Origin of the sequence: Collinsella sp. TM04-29 (genome assembly GCF_003466565.1) — a bacterium.
In the GTDB taxonomy this organism is placed as follows: domain Bacteria; phylum Actinomycetota; class Coriobacteriia; order Coriobacteriales; family Coriobacteriaceae; genus Collinsella.
The window spans coordinates 37,075-61,226 of the sequence record NZ_QSPW01000003.1; the positions used below are offsets into that span (position 1 = coordinate 37,075).

Below are 24,152 nucleotides of genomic sequence, written 5' to 3' on the forward strand. Positions count from 1 at the left end.
CGAACAAGCGCCGGGCCGGAATCGATTTTCCGGCCCGGCGCTTTTGTTATGCGGAGGCGTTGTCTTTGGGAGAGGTGACGTCGCCAGCGGCGGCGTCCAGCAGGAACAGTCGCAGCGCGAGTTTGATCGCGTAGCCCGGTTTGACCTGCGCCGCGTCACCCGTGCGTTCGCCCAGGTCGCTACAGTAGGCGTAGAGGTCGCGGATGAGGTCCGCGCCCGAGAGCGTGAACATGTAGCCCGCGTCCGAAAGCGCGTTGGGCGCTGCGGGCAGCCCTGCAGCCTGGCAAAAGCTCGCAAGGTCGGGGCCCATGACGGCCTTGTAGTCGATCACGGCGCCACGGTCACGTGCGGCCTGCTCCTGTTCACGGGCGAACGACAGCGCCGCGGCCAGCACAAAGCTGGGCGTGGGCGCGTTGACGTCGTCGGTGGTGGCGACGAGCTTACCGGCCGCTTGCGTGACCAGCCAGGCGACTTCGCGCTGGCAACGAACGGCCTTGCGCGTCACCGGCTTGATCGATCCGGTAGAAACGCTTCCCTTGGGTTGATTGGCGGCAGCCATAGAGTCCTCCCGGCAAATAGCCCGCACAAGCAGGCAGAAATTACACGTGCTACATCAGTATAGCGGGTGGGGAAGGGCTAGGGCGAAGCTCGGCGGAGGGCGAATGTGTGCGTTGGCATGGCGCTGCGGTCGCAAGGCTTAAGAGGGGCTTATGACTGCGCGGGAGAGAGATCAAATAAGGTAAACGATGTTCACATAGCACCACATACAACCCGAGGTAGACCTATGAATCCGCCGGAATGTAGGCTGCCGAAAACTCATAAGGAAATCGTAAGAATTATGGTATTCTCAATTCCATGTCTAAAGGATGGGCAAGCAACATCCAACACGAAAGCGCGGGCTCCCCTTCCGAGCTTCTCGAGGGTCATCTGGGATGAATGGGGAAAGAAAGGGGTCCGTATGGATACCAAGGCATTAAAGAAGCAGATGGGCGCCGCCATCGCCATGGTCCTCGTGGCAGCCGTAGCCCTCGGCTCCGCCACGTTCGCATGGTTTGTGACGAACAATACCGTCAAGGCAACGACGAGCACGATTTCCGCTCAGTCGAACGCGGCGTTTATGACGATTGCGAATGGCCCGACGGGTGCGAAAGACACCGATGCCACGTCGGCCACTACTGGGGTTGGCACCAAGCCGCTCTTCCCCGCTACCTATGGCGAGGAAACTGGGGCGAAAAAAGGTATTTGGATGTCCGGTTATGGTAATGAGCTCAATGATGGCGCCCTTAAGGGCAGTTTGTTCGAGTGCAAGGGCGGAGATGCGGACGCAGGTTCAACTGACGCTGCCATCAAGGGCGGATATGCTCTCGAGCAGGTTTACAATGTCAGCTCAAAGGGCCAGAACCTTTCTAATATTCTTGTCGAAAAGATCGAGGGTATTACCGACACTACTCAAGAACCGAGCCTGAAGAAGGCCCTGCGCGTTCTTGTTACTAGTGCCGATGGAAACAAATGGGAGGTATACGGCCTGAACGCGGCGGGCGATAAATTTGAGACGAAGCTCGCTTCCGATAATTTTGATTCCTATGGCAACGTTACCGCCAATCAAGATACGGTGCTGAAGGTTTATCTCTACTATGAGGGTAAGGATGCCAACGTAACCACCGAGAATCTTCAGGACAAAAAACTCACTGCTACCAATGCCGTGACCATTACGTTCACTGCTACTGCGGACAACAAGTAATCGCAACTACGATTTATGGCTTGTGATGGGCAGGTTCCCAGCCCGGGATCCTGCCCTTTTCTTAACGAAGGGAGGCGACGGGCATGCGTGATTCAGTAAAGAGGCTTAAGGTTCAGCTTATCGGGGCGGCGCTGACCGTCGTCGTCTCAGCGGTGGCGCTTTCTGCAACTACCTACGCATGGTTTGTTACGAATAGTAGAGTTCATGCGACTACCAGCACCATTTCCGCTCAAGCGAATGGCATGGTACTCCAAATCGTTGAGGGTGACACGCCCGACCACGGTTCCGACACCTCCACGGTTGCTTCTGCAATCGGTCACGAGATTAGCCCGGCATCGACGAACGATGCCAAAAACTGGTACGTTCCCCAAGGCTGGCAGGGCGTTAAAGTGAGCACCTATCAAATAGTCGACACATCCATTTCTGGTGGGGCTCCCGGCAAGTACGCTATTCAAGGCAACGATTACTATGCATTCACCGCTGCGAATTACACGCTGTATACCGTGGCGAACACGGGTGTTGCCGACGTGTATTTGGACGCGAGCAGCGGCTCGCCCATTACGATTACGCAGCATGGCGGCACGCAGAAATGGTTTGATAAAATCAAAGGCAGCCTGCGCGTCGGCATTGTAATCAACGGCGAGCTGCGCGTTGTCTATGCGCCAACTGCTCCCTCGACAATCGACACGGGTAACGATGTGATTGCCGTTGCAGGGTGGTCGTGCGTCGACTCTAAATCTCTGAGCAAGGTTGTTGCTCCTACATATTTGCACCTTTCTGGCACTGATTTGCTCGATCAAAACGGCAATAACTGGGGTGCCACGAAAGCGGGCGAAGTCTACATTAAGCCGAGCGGCAACGCGCAAAAGATCGCTTCGAGCGTCGATTACAACGGTACGAACATGAAAGTTGTCGTTTGGATGGAGGGCACCGACAGCGATTGCCAGAATATGTCTGGCCTCGATGTGGGCGAAGGAAGCCCGACCTTTGACGTAGCGGTCAGCATGGTCGGCATCGTAGCTGATTCAAAGTAGTGTAAACGCTGCTAGCAACTTTGATAAAAGACGAGGGCCAGTTCAGAATCGAACTGGCCCTCGTCTTGTTTATGCCAATAGTGGTTCGGCTATAGCCCGTACACTTCAACCATAGCTTCACCAATACGGTGAGGCACGCCGGTAACCAGAGCGTTACCCATGCAAAAAGCTCGATGGCCATCGGTCATGCCGGTGTCGGTCCAGCCCTTCGGGAATCCTTGGAGCTGATCGAGCTCGTCGGGGACAAGACGACGGAAACGACCGTCGGGGCACTCGATAACATGCTTAAAACGGCTGGCTCCCGTGCCACCTTCGCCCGTGAGGATGGTGCGGCTCGGCTTGTCGGTGGCATCCGGGAAACTCATGGCTCCCTCGGAATACGTGTATGTAAAGCCCGTCTTTTTGTTGGTGCGCTCCTCGCGCTTGCTGCCCTTAAGGTAACGCCAGTCTGGAAGCTTTTCGTCAGAGATGTAGAACTGCTCCGGAACATTCGCCTCGTCGACAAGCACATCGCCAAGCACGCGGCGCTCGCCGTGATAGTCCTCGGCGAAGTCGCAGGTCAGAACATGGCAGTCCTGCATGACACCGGCGTTCTTGAACTGCGAGGTCTTTTGACCAACGCCAAAGCGAGTCGAGTTCTCGTAAGGATCGGGAAGGACATCAAGCTCCGCCATTTCGTCAGGATAGATGGCGGGGAAGGCCTTCGCCATAACGCCGTTATGCATGCGATCGGCAAGATCGACCTTGCCGGCGTTCTTCTCGCAGAAGATGTAAACGCGCTTGCGACGCTGGGGAAACCCGTATTCTGCAGAGTTGACTACGCGCCATTCAACGGTGTAATCGAGATCGGCGAGGCAACTCAAGATGATGGCGAAGTCGCGACCGCGCTGAGAGGCGGGCGACTTGAGCAAGCGGTCAACATTCTCAAAGAGACCGAAGCAGGGCTGCTTCATCTCGAGGAAGTGATAGATGTCCCACCACAGGACACCCTTCTTGCCCTCGATGCCGTGCGCTTGATTGAGCGGACGTGCAACAGAGTAGTCCTGGCAAGGGAAGCCGCCGACGACCATTTGCACGTCGGGAATTTCAATCTCGCCGGTCTCAGCCTGCTCCAAAACCTTATTGATATCTTCGTTGACAACGGAATCTTCGCCAAAGCGATCCATGTAGCAACGTGCCGCAAACTGGCGGGACTTGGTTCCGGGCGGCTCCCACTGGTTGGCCCAAATGGTATGGAAGGGGCCGGCGGGCTTCATGTAAAACTCGGGATGACGCGGGTCGGCATAGCCTTCGAGGCCCAGCCGAAATCCGCCGACGCCCGCAAACAGCTCGGCAATGTTGATCTCAGACACGTTTCTCCAATCGCTGCTGTGTCCGTTTATGGTGCTCACAACAATAACCGATCGAGCGGACAAGATCAAGACCTCAATTTCATGGAGGAATATGCTGCCCTGAACTACCATGAGGTTAACTGCGACATTCGGAGGTACCCCATGTCCAAGAAGCACCTCGACTTCAAGCGTATGCTTGACGATACCGATTTTTCTGACCCCTCTAGCATTGAGCGGTATGCTGCCAATCTCGACGGGATGACGTTTCGCGATATTCTCGAGCTCGGTATTGCGCCGGAGGGGGAGAGTGCGCCCAAGGACTTTGGGTCTAAGAAGTACAAGGGCGGTATGGGAACCCTGATTGAGGAGCGTTACTTTGGCTACAAGGCCAACAGCGATGATCGGCCGGACTTTCCCGAGGCAGGCGTCGAACTTAAGGCAACGTGTTTTGACGTGCTCAAGGACGGTCGCAAGTCGGCCGGCGAGCGCCTTGTCTTAACGATGATTCCTTACGACCGCCCTGTCTCGCTTGACTACGACAACTCGCATCTCAAGACCAAGCTCAGCAATATCCTGCTGATTTACTATGGCCGTGATCGCTCTATCGATAAATACGACCAGCGTATTGAGCGCGCTGTTATGGTTCGCCTGCCCGAAGAGGACATGAAGATCATTCGCGCTGACTACGAGAAGATCATTTCATACATTCAAGATGGCCGCGCGGATGAGCTTTCGGAGGGCATGACCACCTACTTGGGCGCCTGCACAAAGGGTGCAACCGAAGCGACGATGTGGGTTGACCAGTACTACGAGTATTTCAATACCGATACGGGCGAGATCGAGCGCCGTCGCGCAAAGCGTCGCGCCTTTTCGCTCAAGCGCTCGTATATGGACTATGTCCTCCACGCCTATGTCCTCGGTGCCCCGCGCGTTGGCGAGAGTATCGTTCAGGCTGGTGACGAGTCCGTTGATTTCGAAAGCTATGTAACTGGACTTATCGAGCGACACTATGGCGAGACCGATCGCCAGATTGCGGAGCGGTACGGCCTGGAGTATACGGGCAACAAGGCGCAGTGGACGACGCTCGTTTATCGAATGCTCGGCATTAAAAGCAATGCTGCCGAGGAGTTCGTTAAGGCCGGGATTAACGTCCGTGCTTGTCGCGTTAATAAGAGAGGGCACATCGAGCAGGCAATGTCTTTTCCTCCGTTTGAGTTTAAGCAGCTAATCAACGAGGATTGGGAAACGTCTTCCTTCCGTGCGCGCCTTGAGACCAACCGTTTCTTCTTTGTCGTGTTCCGTGAGGACCACGAGGGGGAGTGGCGCCTTGACCGCTGCCTATTCTGGGCAATGCCGGCAAACGAAATCGAAGGCCCCGCAAAGGCCTGCTGGGATGAGACGCGAAAGGTCATTCGCGGGGGCGTTGAGCTCAGTCCGTATCGGGATGCAAACGGAAAGCTCAAGGTGACCAACAATCTGCCCGGTATGGCGGACAACCCGATTGTCCACGTTCGCCCGCATACCTCAAAAGCTGCGTACAGATTCGCCGACGGAACCGAAATTGGCAATATTGCGAAGAACGCCTACGAGTTGCCTGACGGACGCTGGATGACCAGACAATCGTTCTGGTTTAACAAAGGCTATCTGGAGCATATCCTGGGGTTGTAGCGATTTCGCATTGCATTCTCGGTAGCGTTCCGTTTATGGCGTTGATATTGCAGATTGCAGTTCCGCCCCGCCATCACCTATGACGAGGTGGAACCGTAGCTTCGATGGCCCAATTGCCAGTCAACAAAATCAAGTGGTTCGACATGCAGTGCGCTATGCCCGCAGCGCCCCAATGGGGAACACGTAGACATCGTGTTCGGCATCGTAGCGGCAGAAGGGCGAGGTCGCGGTAACGACGGCGCAGAACTCTGGCTGAGGGTTGCGTGCGGCAGGGTTCAGAGCGACCTTGCGGCGCAGGCGTTCGATGTTGCGGATTCCGTCGCTTACCTTGGATTCGCCGAGCTTGATTTCTATCGCCGCCCAGCGGCCATCGTTCAGCTCGATGATGGCATCGACTTCAAGCCCGTCGGAGTCGCCATAGTAGTGGAGTGAGCCCGGATACGAGCCGGGCAGGCACGAGGTGTAGACGCTCAGATCGTGAATGCACAGAGACTCAAAGAGCAGGCCAAATGTTTGGCCGTCTGCAAGGAGCCTCTCGGGGTTCATTCCGAGTGCGGCTGCGGGAATGGAGGGGTCGACGAAATAACGTTTTGGCTTGGTACGCAGGCGAGACTTGGCGCGGACGGGCGCATCCCAACCGGGCAGATTTACGATCGCATACATGCTCTCCAACATGTCGAGGTAAAACGCCACGGTTGAAGTTGCCGGCTGGGCATCGCTGTCGCCCAACGAGGCGTCTGCCGCAATGGTGTTGAGCGTGGCAGATGTCGCAACGTTGCGCGCGAGCGAGGACACGATGTGTCGCGCCGTAGACCCCACGCCTCCTTTTTGCGGAACGCTGACTTCGTACATGGCATCGAGATACTGGTTAACGACCTCTGCGGCCATCTGGGGGCTCGCTCCGACAAGCGCCGGCCATCCCCCGCAACAAATTGCGTCGGCCAACATCGGGAGCGATCCTGTATAGGCGGAAGGTTCGAATGATCCTTCGAATAGGTTTTTCAGCGAAACGGACCCCGTTGAAAGTCCGCGTTCCCAAAGCGTCATGGTGCTCATGTCGAGACGCGCTATGCGACCGGCACCGCTGTGGGTAACAGAGTTTTTTGCTGGCGTTGATGATCCAGTGAGGATATAGAGGCCCTTTTCGCCGCCGGATGCATCTACGGCGCGGCGTGTGGCGTCCCATGTTGCGGGGGTCTCCTGCCATTCGTCGATGACATGCGGCTTATTGCCCTGAAGGGCGAGCGAAGGATCGGCTTCGACCAGCGACTTTACGTTTGGGTCGTCAAGATGGATGACACTCTCGCCGAATGCAAGCGCTGTCCATGATTTGCCACACCATTTGGTGCCCCGAATCTCGACAGCCCCAAATATCTGGAGCAGAGTTTGCAACCGTTCGTCCAAAAGGCGAGGACGGTAGGATTTGGGCTGCTCCGAACCATAAGAAATCATGATTAGATAAACCTCGCTACCTGGGCATACTCGATTTTCGAGGATAATCATACTCGATTTTCGAGGATTTTCGCATTCGATTTTCGAGGAAATCTGGACTCGATTTTCGAGCTTTGCGCTACAGGTAGATCCCCTCGCACAGGGGCTTATGGAACTGGGTGTGGTGGTCGCGTGCCCAGGTGAAGAGCGCCTGGTCATAGTTGCTCTGGCTGGCAGGGATGCCATAGACGCCGGCGACTTCCACGCGCACGAACTCCAGCGCGGGCAGTTTGTTGATGGCCGTGAGCGCAAACGGCGACGTGGGCTCCTCGAACAGGTAATGGCTGCCTTGCAGCGCGCCGCAGGCGGTGCAGGTGCTGGCGAGCGATACGGTCTTGGTGGTGCGCGACGTTACGGGCTTGTAGCCGCAGCGCTCGCGCAGGTAGTCGCGGATCTCGGACGGCACGCAGCCCAGTGCGGGGACGATGGCTATGGCGTTGGCGCGGGCGGTGTCGATCGCGATGTGGCCCGCGTCATCCATGGCGGGCGCGGCACTGGGCGCAGTCTTGCTGCCCGAGTTCTCGGCCACCCGATACGGAATACCAAAGGCCGCGACCGTCGTCTGCTCGTGGCACTTCCAGCATTCGCGCTTGCCCAGCACCAGGTAGATGTAGGGCGCGCTGGGGTCGGAGCGATCCACGCCGGGCAGCCACGCGGCAAAGGGCTCGGGGTTGACGCCATCGGGCACGTACCAGATCTTCTTGACCCGGTCCCACTTGGCGCCCAGGGCCTTGGCCTCGTCTTTGTGCGAAAAGGGAACATCGAGCTCGGTGCGCATGGCGGCTCCTTAGTGCGGCTTGCGGTGCATGTGTTCCAAGGATACCCCAGCGGCGGGTGCGTGGTCGCTAAACGAGCATTTCGACCGTCCGAGAAGTCGCGGAGCATTTTGGCGAGGGCGTGCCGTCAAGCAAATGGGCAAGCAAATGGTCAGCTTTTGGTCAGTTGAGCGGCAACCTTGCCAAAAGCTTGACGGATTTGCATTTAGACGTCGACGAATGAACACTTTGGTTGCGCCGCGGCAAAAAAACTGCTGGTCGTTTGCCGAAAACTCGCTAGGGTCGCGAGCCGCCGCCGACGCGCGTGTTATCTTCGCGCCATGGGGTACTTTATCGTTTCACATAACGCTGCGCTGGCGCTCTTGGCGCACATCCCGAACCCGCGCTTTGGGGATTCGGAACCAGAGATCGTGTCGATCACGGACGCCTGTGCGCTGTTGGACCAAGAGGCGCAGGACTTTATCGATCGCTATGATCTGGGGATCCAAACGCTGGATTTGCTGGTGCCGTCGCGCGCCGACCGTCGGCGGAGCAAACATGTTAAGACGCATCTCTGCACCAACGAGCTCCCGGCGGGTTCGTTTATCTCGCTGGGCCACTGGATGGGCGGCCTGGATGCGTACGTGTGCGCTCCCGAGCTGGCGTTTGTGCAGGCTGCACACGACAGCTCTGCGGCCGAGGCCATCTATGCCGGCTATGCCGTGACATCGAACTACCGGTTGGATAACCTTGCCCCCGGCGGGGTGACCAGTAGGGATGCGGGCATGCGCGATAGCAAGCTCACGACCAAGGAGCTCATTGCGGCGTATATCGAGGCGTCCCCAAAGGTAAGGGGTCTCGCGAAAGCAAAGGCGCTGCTTGCGTATGTGATCGAGGGGTCGCGCTCTCCGAGGGAGTCGGGGCTGTGCATGTTTATGTCGCTGCCTACGCGCCACGGCGGGTATGCATTGGGCAAGGCCGAGCTCAACAAGAAGGTCTTTATTCGCGATGGACTCAACGATGGGCGCGAGCGCAAGCTGCGCGTGCTGGAGCGCACGCCCGACATTACGCTTACAGCTAAAGTCGAGGTGGGCAGGGATAAAGTAAAGGCCGGGCTGCTGCCAGAGGTGCTGACCGCGATGGTCGACTACGACAGCGATGCCATTCATGACGGCCGCGAGAAGATCCACAAGGATGCCGAGCGCCGCAACGAGTTGGAACTGCTTGAGGGGGTAGCGTATTTTACCGTGACAACCGACCAAGCAAATGACTACGAAAAGCTCGTTCGGCTGTGCGAGCGCATCCGACGCAAGCTGCATCGGAATAAGCGCCCCATCTTTAACAAGGCGATGAGTGCAGAGCAGCGATATTTTGCCCATGCGCGTGCCGAAACGAAGCGATTTTGGCTCTGGCAAGCCGTTATCGATGCGCATCAGTATTGGTAGGGGCGGTAGCGGGGGGTTAGAATTAGCGGCCATATATCCAGGTTTAATACTTTTCCCGAGAAGTGAACGAGTCAGAATGGACCCCCGAAACATCGACACTTTTAGGGGCTTGTTTCCTGCGGTTTTGCTGCTGGAATCCTGCGGTTTTAACGTCAAAAAGTGTGGATGCTCCGGGGGTCCAAATAAGCTCGTTCACTTCTCGGGAAAAGTATTAAACCTCAATTTATAGGAGGTTATTTATATATGGCTGCGAGACCCATCCGCGCCTGATCGGGGCAATCACCGGGGCTGTTCGGGCGCTTTGGGTGCCGCGGCGTCCTTTTGGCTTGGCAGCGTAAAACAAAACAGCTCAGAGGCGAAGCCTCTGAGCTGCGAACATTTGGTGGGCGTTAGAAGATTTGAACTTCTGACCTCTTCCGTGTCAGGGAAGCGCTCTCCCCCTGAGCTAAACGCCCGATCAAGGGTGCGCGAGTGCGCACGGAATAATATAACGGAGCTCCCACCCAGTGGCAAGAACTATTTTTTAAAAAGCGGCGATTTGCGACCCTATCCGCCCCGATGCAGCGCGAACAGCACGTGGAAAGTTGCGTTTGTACCCCCGATGAACTGCACATTCGCGTAAAATAACTCCATTATGGGCAAATGGTGTCCAGGTAGTTTACAACGCGGCAAATGGGGGAGGGGCATGTCGGACGCGCGTTCGCTGCAAAAACAGTTCAATCGCATGCTCGCCACGTTGCTGGTGGCCCTTGCTGTTGCCGGAGCTGTAACGTATGCCTGGTACATCTACAACGCCAACCGTCATATCACCGACGTCAAGATGGCCGCGGGCACGGGCGTTACCTTCCTTATCTCTAACGAGTACGACGGCGAATACAAAACCAATGCCGGCCTGAACTTTGCGGGCCTGCTCGATCCCGTCTCGACCGACAACGTGCTCAACGGCTTCCAAAAGGTAACGGGCTTTACCGGCGGAACCACGCAGGACTCGCTGTTTGCCAGCATGTTTGGCACGGCCGAACATTCCGACTACTACAAGACCTCCCTGTACCTGGCCACCAACTCGGCCGCAACCGACGTGTACCTGTCGGGTATCGACTTTACCGAGCAGGATCCGGCAAACCCCATCTCCACCGCCCTGCGCGTGGGACTGGTTACCTATGCTCCAGGGCAGGGCGACACCGTAACGGGCCAGTACATCTTTGAGGTCTCGGGCGAGCACAATCCCCAGGCGCGCTACAACACGCTCGACGGCAAGGATGCCGGCGAGAACGAGCAGAACCACCTGGTGCTCGACAGCACCCGTTCCGATGGCGCCACGGTCCATTTTGACCAGCTGACCAGCGCACACTTCTGCGATTACAACGAAGACACCGGTATCGTGGGCCTCAAGGAGGCCACGACCAAGATCTGCAGCTTGCCCGCCGCTGCCAAGGGAGCCAACCGTAGCACGCCCGTGCGTGTGGATATATACGTGTGGCTCGAAGGCTGCGACCCCGATTGCACCAACAATCTGGCCACCACCAGCTTGCAATCGCTGGCGCTGCGCTTTGCTGGCAAGCGTTCGTAGGGGGCCGGGGCATGAGTACATCGAACATCAAAGACATCCTGAGCTCGCGCCGTCGCATGGTTGCTGCGGCCGCATGGATGCTCGTGCTGGTGGCTGCCCTGAGCGCCGCCACCTACGCGTGGTTTAGCAACTCGCGTTACACCAACGTGACGCCTGTGGCACACACGGTAAGCGACGAGGGCTCCGACCTGCAGATTGGACTTTCGGCCAACGGACCATGGGACACAACGGCAACGCTAGCCGCCGCCGACAAAACGCTCTATCCCATCTCGACGGCAGACCTTTCCCGCTTTTGGCGTGGCACGTTCCAAAACGCCGCGGGCATCACGACCGACTACGCCGACTGCACCGCGCAGCTGGACGACTACGCCCTTTCGGGCACGCTGTACCTTAAGGGCAGCGATAGCGCTCTCAACGTGTACCTGTATCAGGGGCAGATGAGCGTGACGAGCGACCCGCAGCTGCTGGCCGCACTGCGCCTGGGCCTGGTCATCACGACCCCATCGGGCACGCAAACGCATATCTTTACCTGCGACGACCTAGGCAATACCGCGGGCGCTACCAGCAGACGCACCACGGCGCAAGACGGCGTGGTCGTAGCGGGCGGCGCTTCGGGTTGGAGCTACACCGCCGACCCTGCGCGCGCCATAAGCGTCTACAGTATGGACGGCACCGGCGACACGCCCACGCCGCGCGCGGGCGCCACGCCTATCTGTACGCTGGCCGCCAACGAGGTGGCAAGCGTTCGCTACGTTGTGTACATGGAAGGCTGCGACGCTAATTGCATCGACGAGGCCCAGGCCCGCGATGTGGTGCTGCAGCTTGCCTTTGCTGCGGCCAAGGCGTAAGGGGGCGAGCGACGTGAAAGATCAGAAGCGCATGCCAGCAGATAGCTGCGAGGCCAAAACCCAGAGCGAGAGCCCCGCGGTTCCCTCCAGCGTAGCCGCCGAGTGCCAGGTCCTCGAGGGCGCCGCCGCCCGCCGCCACGCTCGCCACGCGCGTGCCTACATCGCGCTCGTTATGGTGGCGCTCGCCGCCACCTTGGGCGCCGCGACCTACGCCTGGTTTACCAACAACATGAAGGTCAACACCAATTCGGTGAGCGTGCACAGCGACACGTCCAAGCTGGTGCTGGAGCTGGGCGACGCCGATCGCGGCAGCTGGTCGCAGCAGGGCGATGTTTCCCTGACTTCCAATGCGACTGGCGCCGTGACGCTCTATCCGGTCTCGACCTTCGATCTCAACGGCTTTGCTGCCTGCGCGCAAAACAACTCCGCCGGCGATGCCACGGTGTTTGAGCAGGCAAAAGACAACGGTTCCGCGTTCTACCACGGCTGGATCAATCTGCGCCCCACCATTACCGGAACGGGCGCCAGCAAAGTAAAGGGTAAGGTCAGCTTGTATCTGGCCGAATCGCTGGTCCCGCAGGGCGCCGATGCCGATCTGCTACGCGCGGCCCGCGTGGGCATAAAGATCTCGAGCGGCAACCAGGTGCTTGCCGCCAACATCTTTGAGCTCGATAGCTCCGATAGTGGTCACCGCGCCGAGCACACGGCGACTGCCCCTGCAGGCCTGGCGGGCTACACCGAGGGCATGCTCCTGGGCTGGCAAAACGGTCAGCTCACCTGCGGCGCCAACGTGACGCAGGACCCGGCCACCTTTACGCTGGACACGAGCGAGACGGCCGCGCGTCCGCAAAACACGCTTGCCACGCTGGGGCTTGACCAGACCTATCGTTTGGATATCTATTACTACATCGAGGGCACCGATCCCGATAGCGCCGACTATCTCTATCAAGATCCGGGCACCTTGCACCTGGCGCTCTTTGCGACCTTGGACGGTGAGTAGCAATGGCACACGCCACGCCCGACAACCGCCGCCCGACCACCGGCGCTCCGGTTGCCGCGCCCACCGATATCGACCTGCGCCGCAAGCTCACTACCACCGTGGTGCTGGTGCTGTTTGCGCTGGTGGCGATAGCCATGGCAACGTTCGCCTGGTTCTCCATCGCCGATAGCGCCAAGACCCGCATGCTCATGATCGACGCCAACGCCGACGGTTCGCTGCGCTTTGACCTGGACGAGCACGCCACCTTCGAAGAGTACGTGCACAGCCTGGGCTTCGACCAGATCTCGGCGCGCATCGCCAGTGAAAAGGGCGTGGACATCGACGCGTCCAGGCTCAAGCCCGTCACCACGAGCGACTACCAGACCTTCACCTTCGAGGACGGCTCCACCGCCGATCCCGCCACCGGCGCCTACCTGGAGTTTACGCTGCACTTTATGAGCAGTACGGACCTACGCGTTCGCCTGACCGGGCAGGATGGCGACGGCGGCGTGTCCGGCACGCGGTTTAGCTCCGATACACAGGGCATGGCCAGTGCCATGCGTATGAGCTTTACCGCCGATGGTCGAACGTGGGTCTACAGCCCTAACGGGGGCGGCGGTTCATCTGGCTCGGCCACCGTCTTTGGGCTCGACTCGGGCGAGGCGACCGCGGCCAGCGACATGTTCGACCTGATGACAGAAACGGACAAGCCGGTAACCGTTCGCATATGGCTCGAGGGAACGGACCCAAATTGCACTAATATGCTAAAGGGAGCTAACTATTCGGTTTCGATGCGCTTTGAGGGCATCGAGGAACAGTAGATATGCACGGCGGCCACCGGGCCGCGCACGACCTAGACAGACACGGTAGTAAGGGACATTATGCAATCTGTTAAAAAAGTCGCATCCATCGCGCTGAGCGTTGTCATGTGGATCATCATCCTGGTGGCGGCCCTGTATGCGTTTACCACGCTCGCCACGCGCGAGGACGGCAGCGTCTCTGACATCGCCGGCTTCACCCCGCTCGCCGTGCAGTCCGACTCCATGGCTCCCACGTTTAACAAGGGCGACCTCATCTTCATCAAAAAGTGCGACACCTCCAAGCTCGAGGTGGGCGACATCGTGACGTTCCATACCATCATCGACAACGAGTACGCGCTCAACACGCACCGCATCGCCGCCATCGACGAGGTCAACGGCATGCGCAGCTTTACCACCAAGGGAGATAACAACGACGTGGCCGATACGCACATCATCAGCGACGGCGACATCGTGGGCAAGTACGTGTTTGCGTTGCCGCAGATGGGCAAGGTCATGGACTTCCTGTCCAGCTCCATGGGCTTCCTCATTGTGATCGTGCTGCCCATGCTGCTGTTCTTTATCTACCAGGTGTATCACCTCATCGTGGTGGGCATGAACCTTAAGCGCGCTATGGCCGAGGAGGACCGCCTGGCCGTCGCGGCTGCCATCGTGGACGCCGAGGGCAAGGGTGACACTACCGTCACGGCCGATAACGCCGCCGAGCAGCTTGCCCAGGCCGAGGCCAAGCTCGAGGAAGCCCGTCGTCTGAAGGCCGAGGCCGAGGCGGCGATGAACGCGACCAAGCAGGAGGGTACCGACGGTGAGTGAGTTTCTGGGATTTGCCTGGGAGCTGCTGGCAAAGGTTGTCTACAACGTCGTTGCCGTTGTGAGCTCCATCCTTAACCTGCTGGTGTTTGGCTGGGTTGAGTACTTCAACATCTTTATGACCTACTTCACCACGTTTGACCTGGTGGGCAAGATCGGCGCGGTCATCCTGTTTGCCATGCTCGTCGCGGTCCCCGTGCTGATCGTGGTCATTCTGGTGCACCGCTACCGCATCAACCGCCGCCTGCATCGCGACGACACGTCCAACAAGGCGCTCTATCGCGAGATCGGCCGCCTGAACAAGCAGGTGCTCGACCTCATGGACGAGAAGAACAAGCTGCTGGCGCTCAAGGTCAATGCCATGGGCGGCACCAAGCAGATTCCGTACGTGGGCGCCTCGGCCCTGGCCGACGACCACCTGCCCACGGTGGGCAACGTGGTGGGCGCCGCCGCGGGCGCGCCTGCGGGCGAGGGCGCCACGGCTGCCGTGGTGTCGGGCAACGCGTCGCTCGCGCTCGATGGCGCGGGCGTCAAGGACGCCGCAGCCGCCATGGCCAAGGCCACCGTTGAGGCCAAGACCCTTGCCGAGGAAAAAGAGATCGCCCAGGCCAACCGCTTCCCCAAGCTGTCCCTTGTGGACCTTAAGTACCGCGACTGGGAATCGCCGGCCTACGACGATGCCATCTCGCTGGAGGACTTTGTCGACAGCTTCCGCGCGTTCGCCTGCAGCCAGATGAAGCTCTACTACACGCCTGAGGTCATCCGCCGCTTTGTGGCCGGCATGGCCGCCTCCAAGCTGCTGATCCTGGAGGGCATCTCGGGTACTGGTAAGACCTCGCTGCCCTACAGCTTTAGCCGCTATCTGGATAACCCCGCGACCATCGTGTCGGTGCAGCCGAGTTTTCGCGATCGCACCGAGGTACTGGGCTACTTTAACGAGTTTTCCAAGCGCTTTAACGAGACCGAGTTCCTCCGCGCCGTGTACGAGGCGGGCCTTCGCCAAGACCCGTCCATGATCGTGCTCGATGAGATGAACCTCGCCCGCGTGGAGTACTACTTTGCCGAGATCCTGTCGGTTCTCGAGATGCCCAGCCACGACGAGTGGGTGCTCGATCTGGTGCCTACCCAGTGGGCCGCCGACCCCAAGGGCCTGCACGACGGCAAGCTCACCATTCCCGACAGCCTGTGGTTTATCGGCACGGCCAACAACGACGACTCCACCTTTACCATCACGGACAAGGTGTACGACCGCGCGATTCCCATCGAGCTCAACGAGCGCGCCGATGCGTTTGAGTGCGAGCCGCACGAGCGCGTGCACGTGACGGCCGAGCATCTGCAGTATCTGTTCCAGAAGGCCAAGGTCGAGTACGTGATCGACGAGGAACTGCTCCAGAAGATGCACAAGCTGGACCAATACCTGCAGACCCGCTTTAAGCTGGCGTTTGGCAACCGTATCATCAAGCAGATGTACGACTTTATCCCCGTGTACGTGGCGTGCGGCGGCACCGAGCTGGGCGGCATGGACTACATCATCGCCCGCAAGGTGCTCAAGAAATTTGAGTCCATGAACGTGAGCTTTGTGCGCGACGAGATGAAGGGCCTGATCGAGTATATCGAGAAGACCTTTGGCGAGGGCGGTCTGCCCGATTCCGTCATGTACCTGCAGCGGATCCAGAACTTCTACTAATGCTGTAAGTGCGGGGCGGCGTGATGTCGCCCCGCCCCTTACCAATCGATCCAACCTATGGAGTAACCCATGTCCGAGACCATTCAGGACCTCTATACCAGCTTCTCCGAGCAGATGGAGCCCATCCAGGAGGACAGCCGCTACTTCCGCTATCTGTTTGAGATGGCGCAGGCCTCGGGCACCACGATCGAGCAGCAGCGCGAGGAGCTCGTCAAGGTGGTGGACGAGGAATGGATCAGCATGATCGAGGACTCGCTCGACGCCATCAACACCATTATCGAAAAGCCGCGCCGCTTTATCACCACCGAGGAAGAGGTGGTGCCGGTCTCGCTCGCTAAAAAGATCAGCGCCGACAGCGTCCGTCATCTGAGCCAGAACACGCAGTTTTTGGCGCCGAGTGAGGACGGCGGCGTTCACCCTACGCGCATCCTCAACGTCAACACCGTCGAGACGTACGACCTGTACGAGAACCGCTTTATCTACCACCTGATTCAGCGCCTGCTGACGTTTGTAGACAAGCGCACCGACGTGATCTTTTGGTCGACGGGCAACGAGATTCGCAACCGCTTTAAGATGCACAGCAAGATCGACGACGCGTACGAAGAGATCGAGTACAACGTCGAGATGACGGTCAAAAACCGCCAGAGCTTTGCCGAGAACGACGCCGACAACATGGACGTCTTTATGCGCATCGACCGCGTGCGTCGCCTGGTCATGGCGCTGCGCGGCGCGTCGTTCTGCCAGATCATGAACGGCTGCAGTGCGGTTCGCAGCCCCATCCAGCGCACCAACCTCATCATGAAGGACCCCAACTACCGCAAGTGCTACCAGCTGTGGCAGTTTATGGAGCGCTACGACAAGGTCGGCTACAACATCGACGTGCAGCAGCAGGCGCTGGCGTTCGATGACGAGTACATGGTGCAGATGTACACCAACCTCATCAACAACTACACCGTCTTTAAGAGCCTGACCGACGACGAGCGCAACCTGCAGGAACTCGAGAGCGTGCAACACGCGCCGGTGGCGCCCAAGTTTATTAAAGAGATCAAGGAGGTGCAGGTCGATAGCCCCGACCTGCCCGATGTCGAGGTTCGTCGTGTGTTTGTGGAGGAGGTCACGCAGGCCCAGCTCGATGCCGAGCAGGCGCTGGCCGAGGCCCGCGAGCAGATTGAGGAGCTCCAGGGGCAGCTCAAGTCCTGGAAGGTGCAGGCGCATGCGCTGACCGATGAGCGCGATGACCTGGCCGACGAGCTGGACGAGGCCAAGACGCGCGAGCTGGCGTTGACGCAGCGCGCTCAGATGGCCGAGGCGGATGCCGAGGAACTGCGCGGCTCGCTGGAGGATGTCGAAGCGGGCAAGAAGGCTGCCGAGGCCGACGCTGTCGAGGCGCGTGAGACCGCGGCGGCGCAGCTGGCGCAGATGCGTGCCGAGGCCGATGCCGAGGTGGTTGCCGCCCGTGCCGACGCGGACGCCAAGGTTGCTGCCGCCGAGCAGGCGGCCGCCGAGCAGGTCACGCAGGCCAAGAGCGACGCTGCTGCGGCCCTGGCTGCTAAGACGGCGGCCGATGCCGCCGAGCTGCAGGCCGCCAAGGACGCCGCCACGGCCGAGCTTGCCGGCCTGCGTGAGGCTTCTGCCAAGGAGATGGCCGAGCTGCATGCCAAGCTGGACGCCGCCCAGCTGCAGATTGAGGAAGTGCGGCTGGCGGCCGAGCGCGATGTCCGTGCCGCGCAGGAGGCTGCCGACGCCGCCGCTGCTGTGGCGGAGCAGAAGCTCGCCGACACCGTCGTCGCGGCCGAGGAGAAGGTTGCCGCCGCCCAGCAGGCCGCCGATGCTGCGATCGACGCCGCCCGTGCTGCCGCCGATTCTGCCGTTGAGCAGGCTACGGTGGATGCCAGCGAGAAGGTCGCCGCTGCCGCTGCCGAGCGCGATGCCGCCGCGCGTGCCGCCGAGGAGACGCGTGCCGACGCCGACGCGCGTGCCGCCGCAGCCGAGCTCGAGGCAGGGGAGCGTATTGAGCAGGAACTCGCCGCCGCCAAGGCCGCGCACGAGCGCGAGCTCGAGGCCGCCCGCGCGGAGATGCAGCAACGCTTGGACTCGTTGGCGCATGAGCTGGAGCAGGCCGAGCGCGATCGCGCCCGCGCCGAGCGCCGTGCCGAGGGCAACAGCCTGTCGCGCTATCTGCTGGCTCGCTTGCGCGGAGAGGCCGCCGAGGGCGATGTCGCCACGACCGTTGAGGGAGATGAGACCGACGTTTCGGCATCTGACGCCATTGACGTCGAGCCTTCCGCAAAGGACGCCGACAAGTGATGAAGCACGTGCTCCGCGTGATCAACGTGTTGGCGACCGTGGTGATCCTGGTCGCCTTTGTGGTGCTGCTGCGCACGGTGTTCACGCCCGCTGGTGAGATCCCCACCATCATGGGCTACGGCTTTATGCGTACGCTGACCGGCTCGATGGAGCCGGCGATTCCCGTGCATTCGTTTATCGTCGTCGATACCGACAACAGCCAGGCCTACCAGGTCGGCGACATCATCACCTTCCATTCGTCCGATGACGCGCTGGAGGGTTCGCTCAACACGCATCGCATCGTTGCCGTGGAGGATGCGGCCGACGGCACGCCGGTTTACCGCACCAAGGGCGATGCCAATCCGGTCGAGGATGCTGCGCCCGTGCCCGCCGCCGACGTGGTGGGGCGCGTGGTCTTTGTCTCGGCGGGGCTGGGCGTGGTGGTCTCGTTGCTCACCAATCCGCTGCTGTTCTTTCCGCTTATCGTGGTGCCGCTGATCGTGCTGCTGGTGCTCGAGATTCGCCATATGGTCAAGACAACGCAAGAGGTGGCACGCGCCGAGGACGAGGCCGCCTTGCGAGCCGCCGTTGAGCAGATTCGCGAAAAGCGCCGTCGCGAGCAGGAGGAGCAGGGCGACGCCGGTGACGAGGGCGATGCCGACGGTGGCCATACCGATGAAAGTGCGGAAGCCGATCCCAGCGCCCCAGGCGATTCCAACCGCTCGGCATAGCTCATCGGTGCCTTTCGTCCCTGCAATTTGGACGCTCGCAGATGCTCCGCATCATCTGCTATTTCATACCAATATTCGTGCTACAGTTTGGACGCTTTATTGCCAATTGATTTCGGGGGAGTGGGATGGAACAGAAGCGCTCGGCGCAGTGTGCACGTGAAAGGGCTTCGGTACCGATGACGGCGGCGTCTGATTTTATCGTGCCCGAGGGGACTGACGAGCTGAGCCGCAGCACCCGCCGCGCATGGCGCGACCGCCTCAACGACGCCCAGACGCGCAAGATGGCCCTGGGTACGCTCGCCGCGTTTGCCGGCGGTACGTTTTGGGGTTTTTCTGGCACCAGCGCCAGCTACCTCTTTGACGTGTGCCATATCGAGACGTTTTGGCTGATGAGCGTGCGCCAAGTTATCGCTGGCCTGCTCTTTATGTTCGTTGTGCTCAGAAAAGACCGCGACCGCTTGATCGAGCTGTGGACTACCCCCGCCGATCGCAAGCAGCTTATTCTGTTTACGATCTTTGGCCTGCTGTTCAACCAGCTTTGCTATCTGTCAGCCGTGCGCCTGACCAACGCGGGCACCGCGACCGTCTTCCAGTGCCTGCAGCTGGTGGTCGTCATGGGGTATGCCTGCGTCACCGCGCATCGACTGCCGCGCACGCGCGAGGCTCTTGGCATTTTGCTCGCATTGGGCGGAACGTTTTTGATCGCCACGGGCGGCGACCCCAGTACGCTCAACATCTCGCCGATGGGCCTGCTCTCGGGCCTTTTGTGCGCAGTGGGCGGTGCCTGCATAGCAATCATCCCTGCCGGAATCCTCAACAAATACGGTAGCCCGGTCGTCACGGGCTCGGCCATGCTTTCGGCGGGAATCGTGATGAGTATCTTTACCCAGCCGTGGGCGCATATGCCGGCGCTCGGCCCCTCGGGTGTCGGCGCGCTCGCGATATTTATTGTGGTGGGGTCGTTCTTCGCCTATATGTTCTACATGCAGGGCGTTAAGGAGATTGGCTCGGTGCGCGCGAGCCTCCTTGGAACCATGGAGCCGGTTTCGGCCACCATCACCAGCGCCCTTATGCTGGGAACGGTGTTTTTGCCCACCGACCTGGCGGGCTTTGCCATGATTATCGCGATGGTGTTTTTGACGGTGTAGCTGGCGCCAAGACGGAAAAGGCGTTGTGCCACATTTTCGCCAATTGATGTCCGTGTCTGGAGTTTAGCTGTCGATGCTCAAAATGCCATAAACTAGTAACGTTATGGACTTTTTCATTGCGACTCAATTGCGAGGATTTCTTTATGGCTGGTAATCACTTTAAGGGCAGCGATAGCGGCCGTCCTGCAGTTCCGCCGCGTCCGAACGGGGCTGGTAAGGCCGGCACGCCGGGCGGCGCTGGGCAGGGCGGTTCCGGTAAGCGCGTGTCCCCGGGCGAGACGGCGATGTTTACTGCTCTGTACGAGCAGTCTCAAAAGGCAAAAAAGACCGGCCGTGCAAGAGGGAATGTCTTTGCGGGCGATGCGACCTCCACGTCGCAGCCGAGCGGGGCTCCTTCGGTACCTGCGAACAACGCAAGTGCCGCCAACGCCGCGAATGCCGCCGGCAACGTTAATGCCGGCAAGGCAGCTAACAATACTCCCTCTGCCGGTGGAGCGGGGCTTACGGGTAACCTTGGCACGATTTACACCGGCGCCTCCGAGACTGGCACGTTCGCCCGCCTGGATGATGGCGGTGCCCAGTTTGCGGGCTCGGGTTCCAAGGAAGATTATTACGATTTTGGCTTGAACTACGGTAGCGACGCTTCGTCGAGTTCGACCTCTGACGGTCTGGTCCGTCATCGCCATCGCAAGGGCGATCGCAAAAAGCGTCACACTGGCGCCATTATTGCCGCTGTAGTCGCGGTGCTTCTCGTTGCGCTTGGCGCAAGCGGCTTTATGCTGCTTAACTCGGCAAAGACCGTAAAGAGCGAAGCGAAGGAGGCTGTCGAGATCGTCGGTGGCCTTAAGGACAAGGTCACGTCGGGCGATTTTTCGACGCTGCCTGACGACGCGAAGAAGATCGATGAGCTTTGCGACAGCATGAAGGCGGAGACCTCGAGCCCGCTGTGGACGGCGGCTTCGTTTATCCCGGTGTATGGTAGCGACATCAATGCGGCCCGCACCATGATCGACGCCCTGTCCGATGTCTCGAGCAATGCGCTGGTTCCCATGGCCGATAACCTTTCGCAGGCCACGCCCGGCAAGCTGTTTCAGGACGGCATGATTAACGTGTCCGCGCTGCAGGCGGTCGCCGATTCGCTTTCCAGCAGCTCGAAGGTGTTCAAGAGCGCCAACGAGAAGATCCAGGGCATTGGCGATACTCATATTTCCCAGGTGACCGAGCTGGTCGATAAGGCCAAGGACGGCTTTGCCACTCTCAACGGCGCGGTTGACGCGGCGGAGAAGGTCGCCCCCGTCCTTCCGCAGATGCTCGGCGCCAACGGCCAGACGCGTCATTATCTTGTGCTCGCGATGAGCAATGTCGAGATCCGCGCCTGCGGCGGTTTCCCCGGTTCTCGCGGCGTGATGTCGGTGACTGACGGTAAGCTCGAACTGGGCGATTTTGTCAAAGTCGACATGATGAAAGAGCCTTTGACCCCGCTTCCCATCACCGATGAAGAGGCAAACTTATTCACGACCGGATGGGGCCTGACCGGATTCAACACGCTCGGATACACGATGGGCGACGTTACGATGACGCCCGATTATCCGCGTGCGGCCCAGCTTGCCAGCGATATGCAGAAGGCCATTGTCGGAGATGACATCGACGGCGTATTTGCAGTCGATCCGGTATTTTTGCAGTATATGCTCGGCGTTGTAGGCGGCACACAGCTTCCTGACGGCACCGTCGTTGATGGAAGCAACGCCGCAAAGGTGCTGCTGCACGATATTTATTGGAATTACCCGGTAGAGGAACAGGACGCCATTTTTGCGGCGGTTGCCGGATCAGCTTTTAACAAGATCGTGGACGAACTGGGCTCCAGCGATATTACTAAGATTGCTGCCGCCATCGAAAAGGGCGCTTCCGAGGGTCGCATCCTCATGTATTCGAGAAACGATGACGAGGAAAAGGCCGCGAAGGCCCTTGGAATATCGGGCGCCCTCCAAGCCGATACGTCGGAGGCTCCGATCTTGGGCGTCTATGTGAACAACTACAGTTATTCAAAGATGGATTGGTTCCTCGATAAGCGAGTCACCATCGATTCTTCGGTTGAAAATGCCGATGGCTCGACGACGTATCGAGTGACCACCTCGCTCAAGAACACGATGACCCCCCAGGAGAAGGCCGAGATGCCTGGTTATTTCCAGGGCCATAACGGCATTAGCCAGGATATTGATGATGAGGTGCTGAGGCTTTATCTCTATGCTCCTGCGGGAGGTAGCATTTCGGACATTAAGACTTCGGGCTCCGGTTCTATCGAGATGAACGAAGCGACGCACGATGGCTTGAAGGTTGCATGGGGCGGTGTCCACATGCTTCTTGGACAAGACATAAAGGTTGAGTACACGGTTACGACTTCGAAGGACTCTGGGCACAAGGAGCTTAAGGTTCGTACCACGCCGACCGCTCAAACGTTCGAACAGGATAAGTAAGATATGAAGTACTTTGGCACCGACGGCTTTCGCGGTGAGGCCAATGTTGGGCTGACGGTAGAGCACGCTTATAAAATTGGCCGTTTTGTGGGCTGGTATTACGGCGCCAACCACGAGCGCAAGGCACGCGTCATCGTGGGCAAGGACACGCGTCGCTCGAGCTATATGTTCGAGGCGGCGCTAGTGAGCGGCCTGGTCGCGAGCGGTGCGGACGCCTATATGCTGCACGTGATCCCCACGCCGGGCGTAGCGCATCAGACCGTGGAAGGCTGCTTCGATTGCGGCATCATGATCAGCGCGAGCCACAACCCGTTTTGCGATAACGGCATTAAGCTCGTCAACAGCGACGGCTTTAAGATGGACGAGGACGTGCTGGAGCTCATCGAGGACTATATCGATGGCAAGAGCGAGGTGCCGCTGGCAACGGGCAATCACATCGGCGCCACGGTGGACTACATGCAGGGCCGCAACCGCTACATCGCTTCGCTCATCGCCAGCGCGAACTTTTCGTTGCAGGGCGTCAAGATCGGTATCGACTGCGCCAACGGCTCGGCTTCCTCGGTGGCCAAGCCGGTGTTTGACGCGCTCGGTGCCGACGTGCGCGTGATCAACGCCGCGCCCGATGGCTTTAACATCAACGTCGACTGCGGCTCCACGCATATGGAGCGTCTGCAGCGCCACGTGGTGGAGCAGGGCCTGGACGTGGGCTTTGCCTATGACGGCGATGCCGACCGCTGCCTGGCCGTGGACGAGCGCGGGCGCGTGGTCGATGGCGACCAGATCCTGTACGTGTGCGGCGTGTACCTGAACAAGCACGGTCGCCTTTCGGGCGGTACCGTGGTTCCGACGATTGCCAGCAACTTTGGCCTGATCAAGTCGTTGGAGCTTGCCGGCCTAAGTGCCGTGACCAGCGGTGTGGGCGACCGTCACGTGTATGCCAAGATGCGCGAGGGCGGTTACAGCCTAGGCGGCGAGCAGACGGGCCATACGATCTTTGGCGATATCGAGCGCACGGGCGACGGCATTATGACCTCGCTGCGCGTGATGGAAGTGATTCGTGCCGAGCGCGAGACGCTCTCGCAGCTCACGGCTCCGTGCAAGCTGCTGCCGCAGGCGCAGGTGGCCGTGCGCGTGGCGGACAAGGACGCCGCGCTCGAGAACATGGGCGTGCAGAACGCCATCGCCGAGGCCGAGGCTGCGCTGGCAGGCGAGGGCCGCGTGCTCGTACGCAAGAGTGGAACCGAGTCGGTTATCCGCGTTTTGGCCGAAGCACCCGACCAAGCATCCGCCGATGCCGCCATGAAGCGCATTGCCAACGCGCTCGAGGCTCTGTAGTTAC

At 59.6% G+C, this 24,152-nt stretch carries 19 protein-coding genes, 1 tRNA gene and 1 pseudogene; 15 read left to right on the forward strand and 6 right to left on the reverse strand.

From position 1 onward, the window contains the following. Positions 1-46: 46 nt before the first annotated feature. On the reverse strand, positions 47-559 hold the full coding sequence (locus tag DXD39_RS06960) for a hypothetical protein (protein ID WP_117803594.1): 513 nt from the start codon (positions 557-559) through the stop codon (positions 47-49). A 399-nt stretch (positions 560-958) separates the two neighbouring features. Between DXD39_RS06960 and DXD39_RS06965 the strand changes: the two genes are divergently transcribed. Beyond that, positions 959-1,741, forward strand: a complete 783-nt coding sequence (locus tag DXD39_RS06965; RefSeq protein ID WP_117803595.1) for a hypothetical protein — start codon at positions 959-961, stop codon at positions 1,739-1,741. Positions 1,742-1,824: 83 nt separating this feature from the next. After that, on the forward strand, positions 1,825-2,775 hold the full coding sequence (locus tag DXD39_RS06970; RefSeq protein WP_147347908.1) for a hypothetical protein: 951 nt from the start codon (positions 1,825-1,827) through the stop codon (positions 2,773-2,775). 89 nt (positions 2,776-2,864) lie between these two features. On the opposite strand, the gene dcm is transcribed toward DXD39_RS06970, so the two are convergent. After that, positions 2,865-4,127: a DNA (cytosine-5-)-methyltransferase gene (gene dcm, locus DXD39_RS10090; RefSeq protein WP_233541133.1), complete on the reverse strand. Its 1,263-nt coding sequence runs from the start codon at positions 4,125-4,127 to the stop codon at positions 2,865-2,867. Between the two features lie 141 nt (positions 4,128-4,268). Between dcm and DXD39_RS10095 the strand changes: the two genes are divergently transcribed. Beyond that, positions 4,269-5,774, forward strand: a complete 1,506-nt coding sequence (locus DXD39_RS10095) for a Sau3AI family type II restriction endonuclease (protein ID WP_158565472.1) — start codon at positions 4,269-4,271, stop codon at positions 5,772-5,774. 153 nt (positions 5,775-5,927) lie between these two features. Here the strand turns inward: DXD39_RS10095 and DXD39_RS10315 are convergent, their stop codons facing one another. The 3 genes and pseudogenes from DXD39_RS10315 to DXD39_RS06985 form a co-directional block, all read right to left on the reverse strand. Further along, entirely contained in the window at positions 5,928-6,662 is a 735-nt protein-coding gene (locus DXD39_RS10315) for an ATP-binding protein (protein ID WP_233541134.1), read from the reverse strand. Positions 6,663-6,818: 156 nt separating this feature from the next. Further along, positions 6,819-7,451 (reverse strand): annotated as a pseudogene (locus DXD39_RS10425) (AAA family ATPase); the annotation flags it as partial. Beyond that, positions 7,345-8,043 (reverse strand): DUF5710 domain-containing protein, encoded by a 699-nt coding sequence (locus DXD39_RS06985; protein ID WP_117803599.1) that lies wholly within the window; start codon positions 8,041-8,043, stop codon positions 7,345-7,347. The gene DXD39_RS06985 and the pseudogene DXD39_RS10425, both read right to left, overlap by 107 nt. A gap of 318 nt (positions 8,044-8,361) precedes the next feature. On the opposite strand from DXD39_RS06985, the gene DXD39_RS06990 reads away from it, so the two are divergent. Continuing rightward, positions 8,362-9,465, forward strand: coding sequence for a hypothetical protein (locus DXD39_RS06990; protein WP_117803600.1), 1,104 nt, complete (start codon positions 8,362-8,364; stop codon positions 9,463-9,465). A 380-nt stretch (positions 9,466-9,845) separates the two neighbouring features. On the opposite strand, the gene DXD39_RS06995 is transcribed toward DXD39_RS06990, so the two are convergent. Next, positions 9,846-9,920 (reverse strand) — tRNA-Val (locus tag DXD39_RS06995). 230 nt (positions 9,921-10,150) lie between these two features. On the opposite strand from DXD39_RS06995, the gene DXD39_RS07000 reads away from it, so the two are divergent. The 11 genes from DXD39_RS07000 to glmM all read left to right on the forward strand — a co-directional run bounded on the left by DXD39_RS07000 (position 10,151) and on the right by glmM (position 24,148). Further along, the gene (locus DXD39_RS07000) at positions 10,151-11,035 is read left to right on the forward strand and encodes a hypothetical protein (protein ID WP_117803601.1); all 885 of its coding nucleotides are present in this window, start codon (positions 10,151-10,153) and stop codon (positions 11,033-11,035) included. Positions 11,036-11,046: 11 nt separating this feature from the next. Continuing rightward, positions 11,047-11,883 (forward strand): hypothetical protein, encoded by an 837-nt coding sequence (locus DXD39_RS07005; protein ID WP_117803602.1) that lies wholly within the window; start codon positions 11,047-11,049, stop codon positions 11,881-11,883. Between the two features lie 13 nt (positions 11,884-11,896). Continuing rightward, entirely contained in the window at positions 11,897-12,883 is a 987-nt protein-coding gene (locus tag DXD39_RS07010; protein ID WP_117803603.1) for a hypothetical protein, read from the forward strand. A 2-nt stretch (positions 12,884-12,885) separates the two neighbouring features. Then, entirely contained in the window at positions 12,886-13,683 is a 798-nt protein-coding gene (locus DXD39_RS07015; RefSeq protein WP_117803604.1) for a hypothetical protein, read from the forward strand. Between the two features lie 60 nt (positions 13,684-13,743). Then, complete coding sequence (locus tag DXD39_RS07020) at positions 13,744-14,490, forward strand: signal peptidase I (protein ID WP_117803605.1); 747 nt, start codon at positions 13,744-13,746, stop codon at positions 14,488-14,490. Next, complete coding sequence (locus DXD39_RS07025) at positions 14,483-16,174, forward strand: hypothetical protein (RefSeq protein ID WP_117803606.1); 1,692 nt, start codon at positions 14,483-14,485, stop codon at positions 16,172-16,174. Before DXD39_RS07020 ends, DXD39_RS07025 begins: the two co-directional genes overlap by 8 nt. A gap of 69 nt (positions 16,175-16,243) precedes the next feature. Continuing rightward, on the forward strand, positions 16,244-18,481 hold the full coding sequence (locus DXD39_RS07030; protein WP_117803607.1) for a DUF2357 domain-containing protein: 2,238 nt from the start codon (positions 16,244-16,246) through the stop codon (positions 18,479-18,481). Continuing rightward, positions 18,481-19,191, forward strand: a complete 711-nt coding sequence (locus DXD39_RS07035; RefSeq protein ID WP_117803608.1) for a signal peptidase I — start codon at positions 18,481-18,483, stop codon at positions 19,189-19,191. Before DXD39_RS07030 ends, DXD39_RS07035 begins: the two co-directional genes overlap by 1 nt. A 125-nt stretch (positions 19,192-19,316) precedes the next feature. Continuing rightward, entirely contained in the window at positions 19,317-20,339 is a 1,023-nt protein-coding gene (locus DXD39_RS07040; protein WP_199408606.1) for a DMT family transporter, read from the forward strand. Positions 20,340-20,482: 143 nt separating this feature from the next. Continuing rightward, positions 20,483-22,813 carry a DUF4012 domain-containing protein gene (locus DXD39_RS07045; protein ID WP_117803609.1) on the forward strand — a complete coding sequence of 777 codons (2,331 nt, stop codon included), beginning with the start codon at positions 20,483-20,485 and terminating at the stop codon, positions 22,811-22,813. A 3-nt stretch (positions 22,814-22,816) separates the two neighbouring features. Continuing rightward, the gene (gene glmM, locus DXD39_RS07050; RefSeq protein ID WP_117803610.1) at positions 22,817-24,148 is read left to right on the forward strand and encodes a phosphoglucosamine mutase; all 1,332 of its coding nucleotides are present in this window, start codon (positions 22,817-22,819) and stop codon (positions 24,146-24,148) included. Positions 24,149-24,152 lie beyond the last annotated feature (4 nt).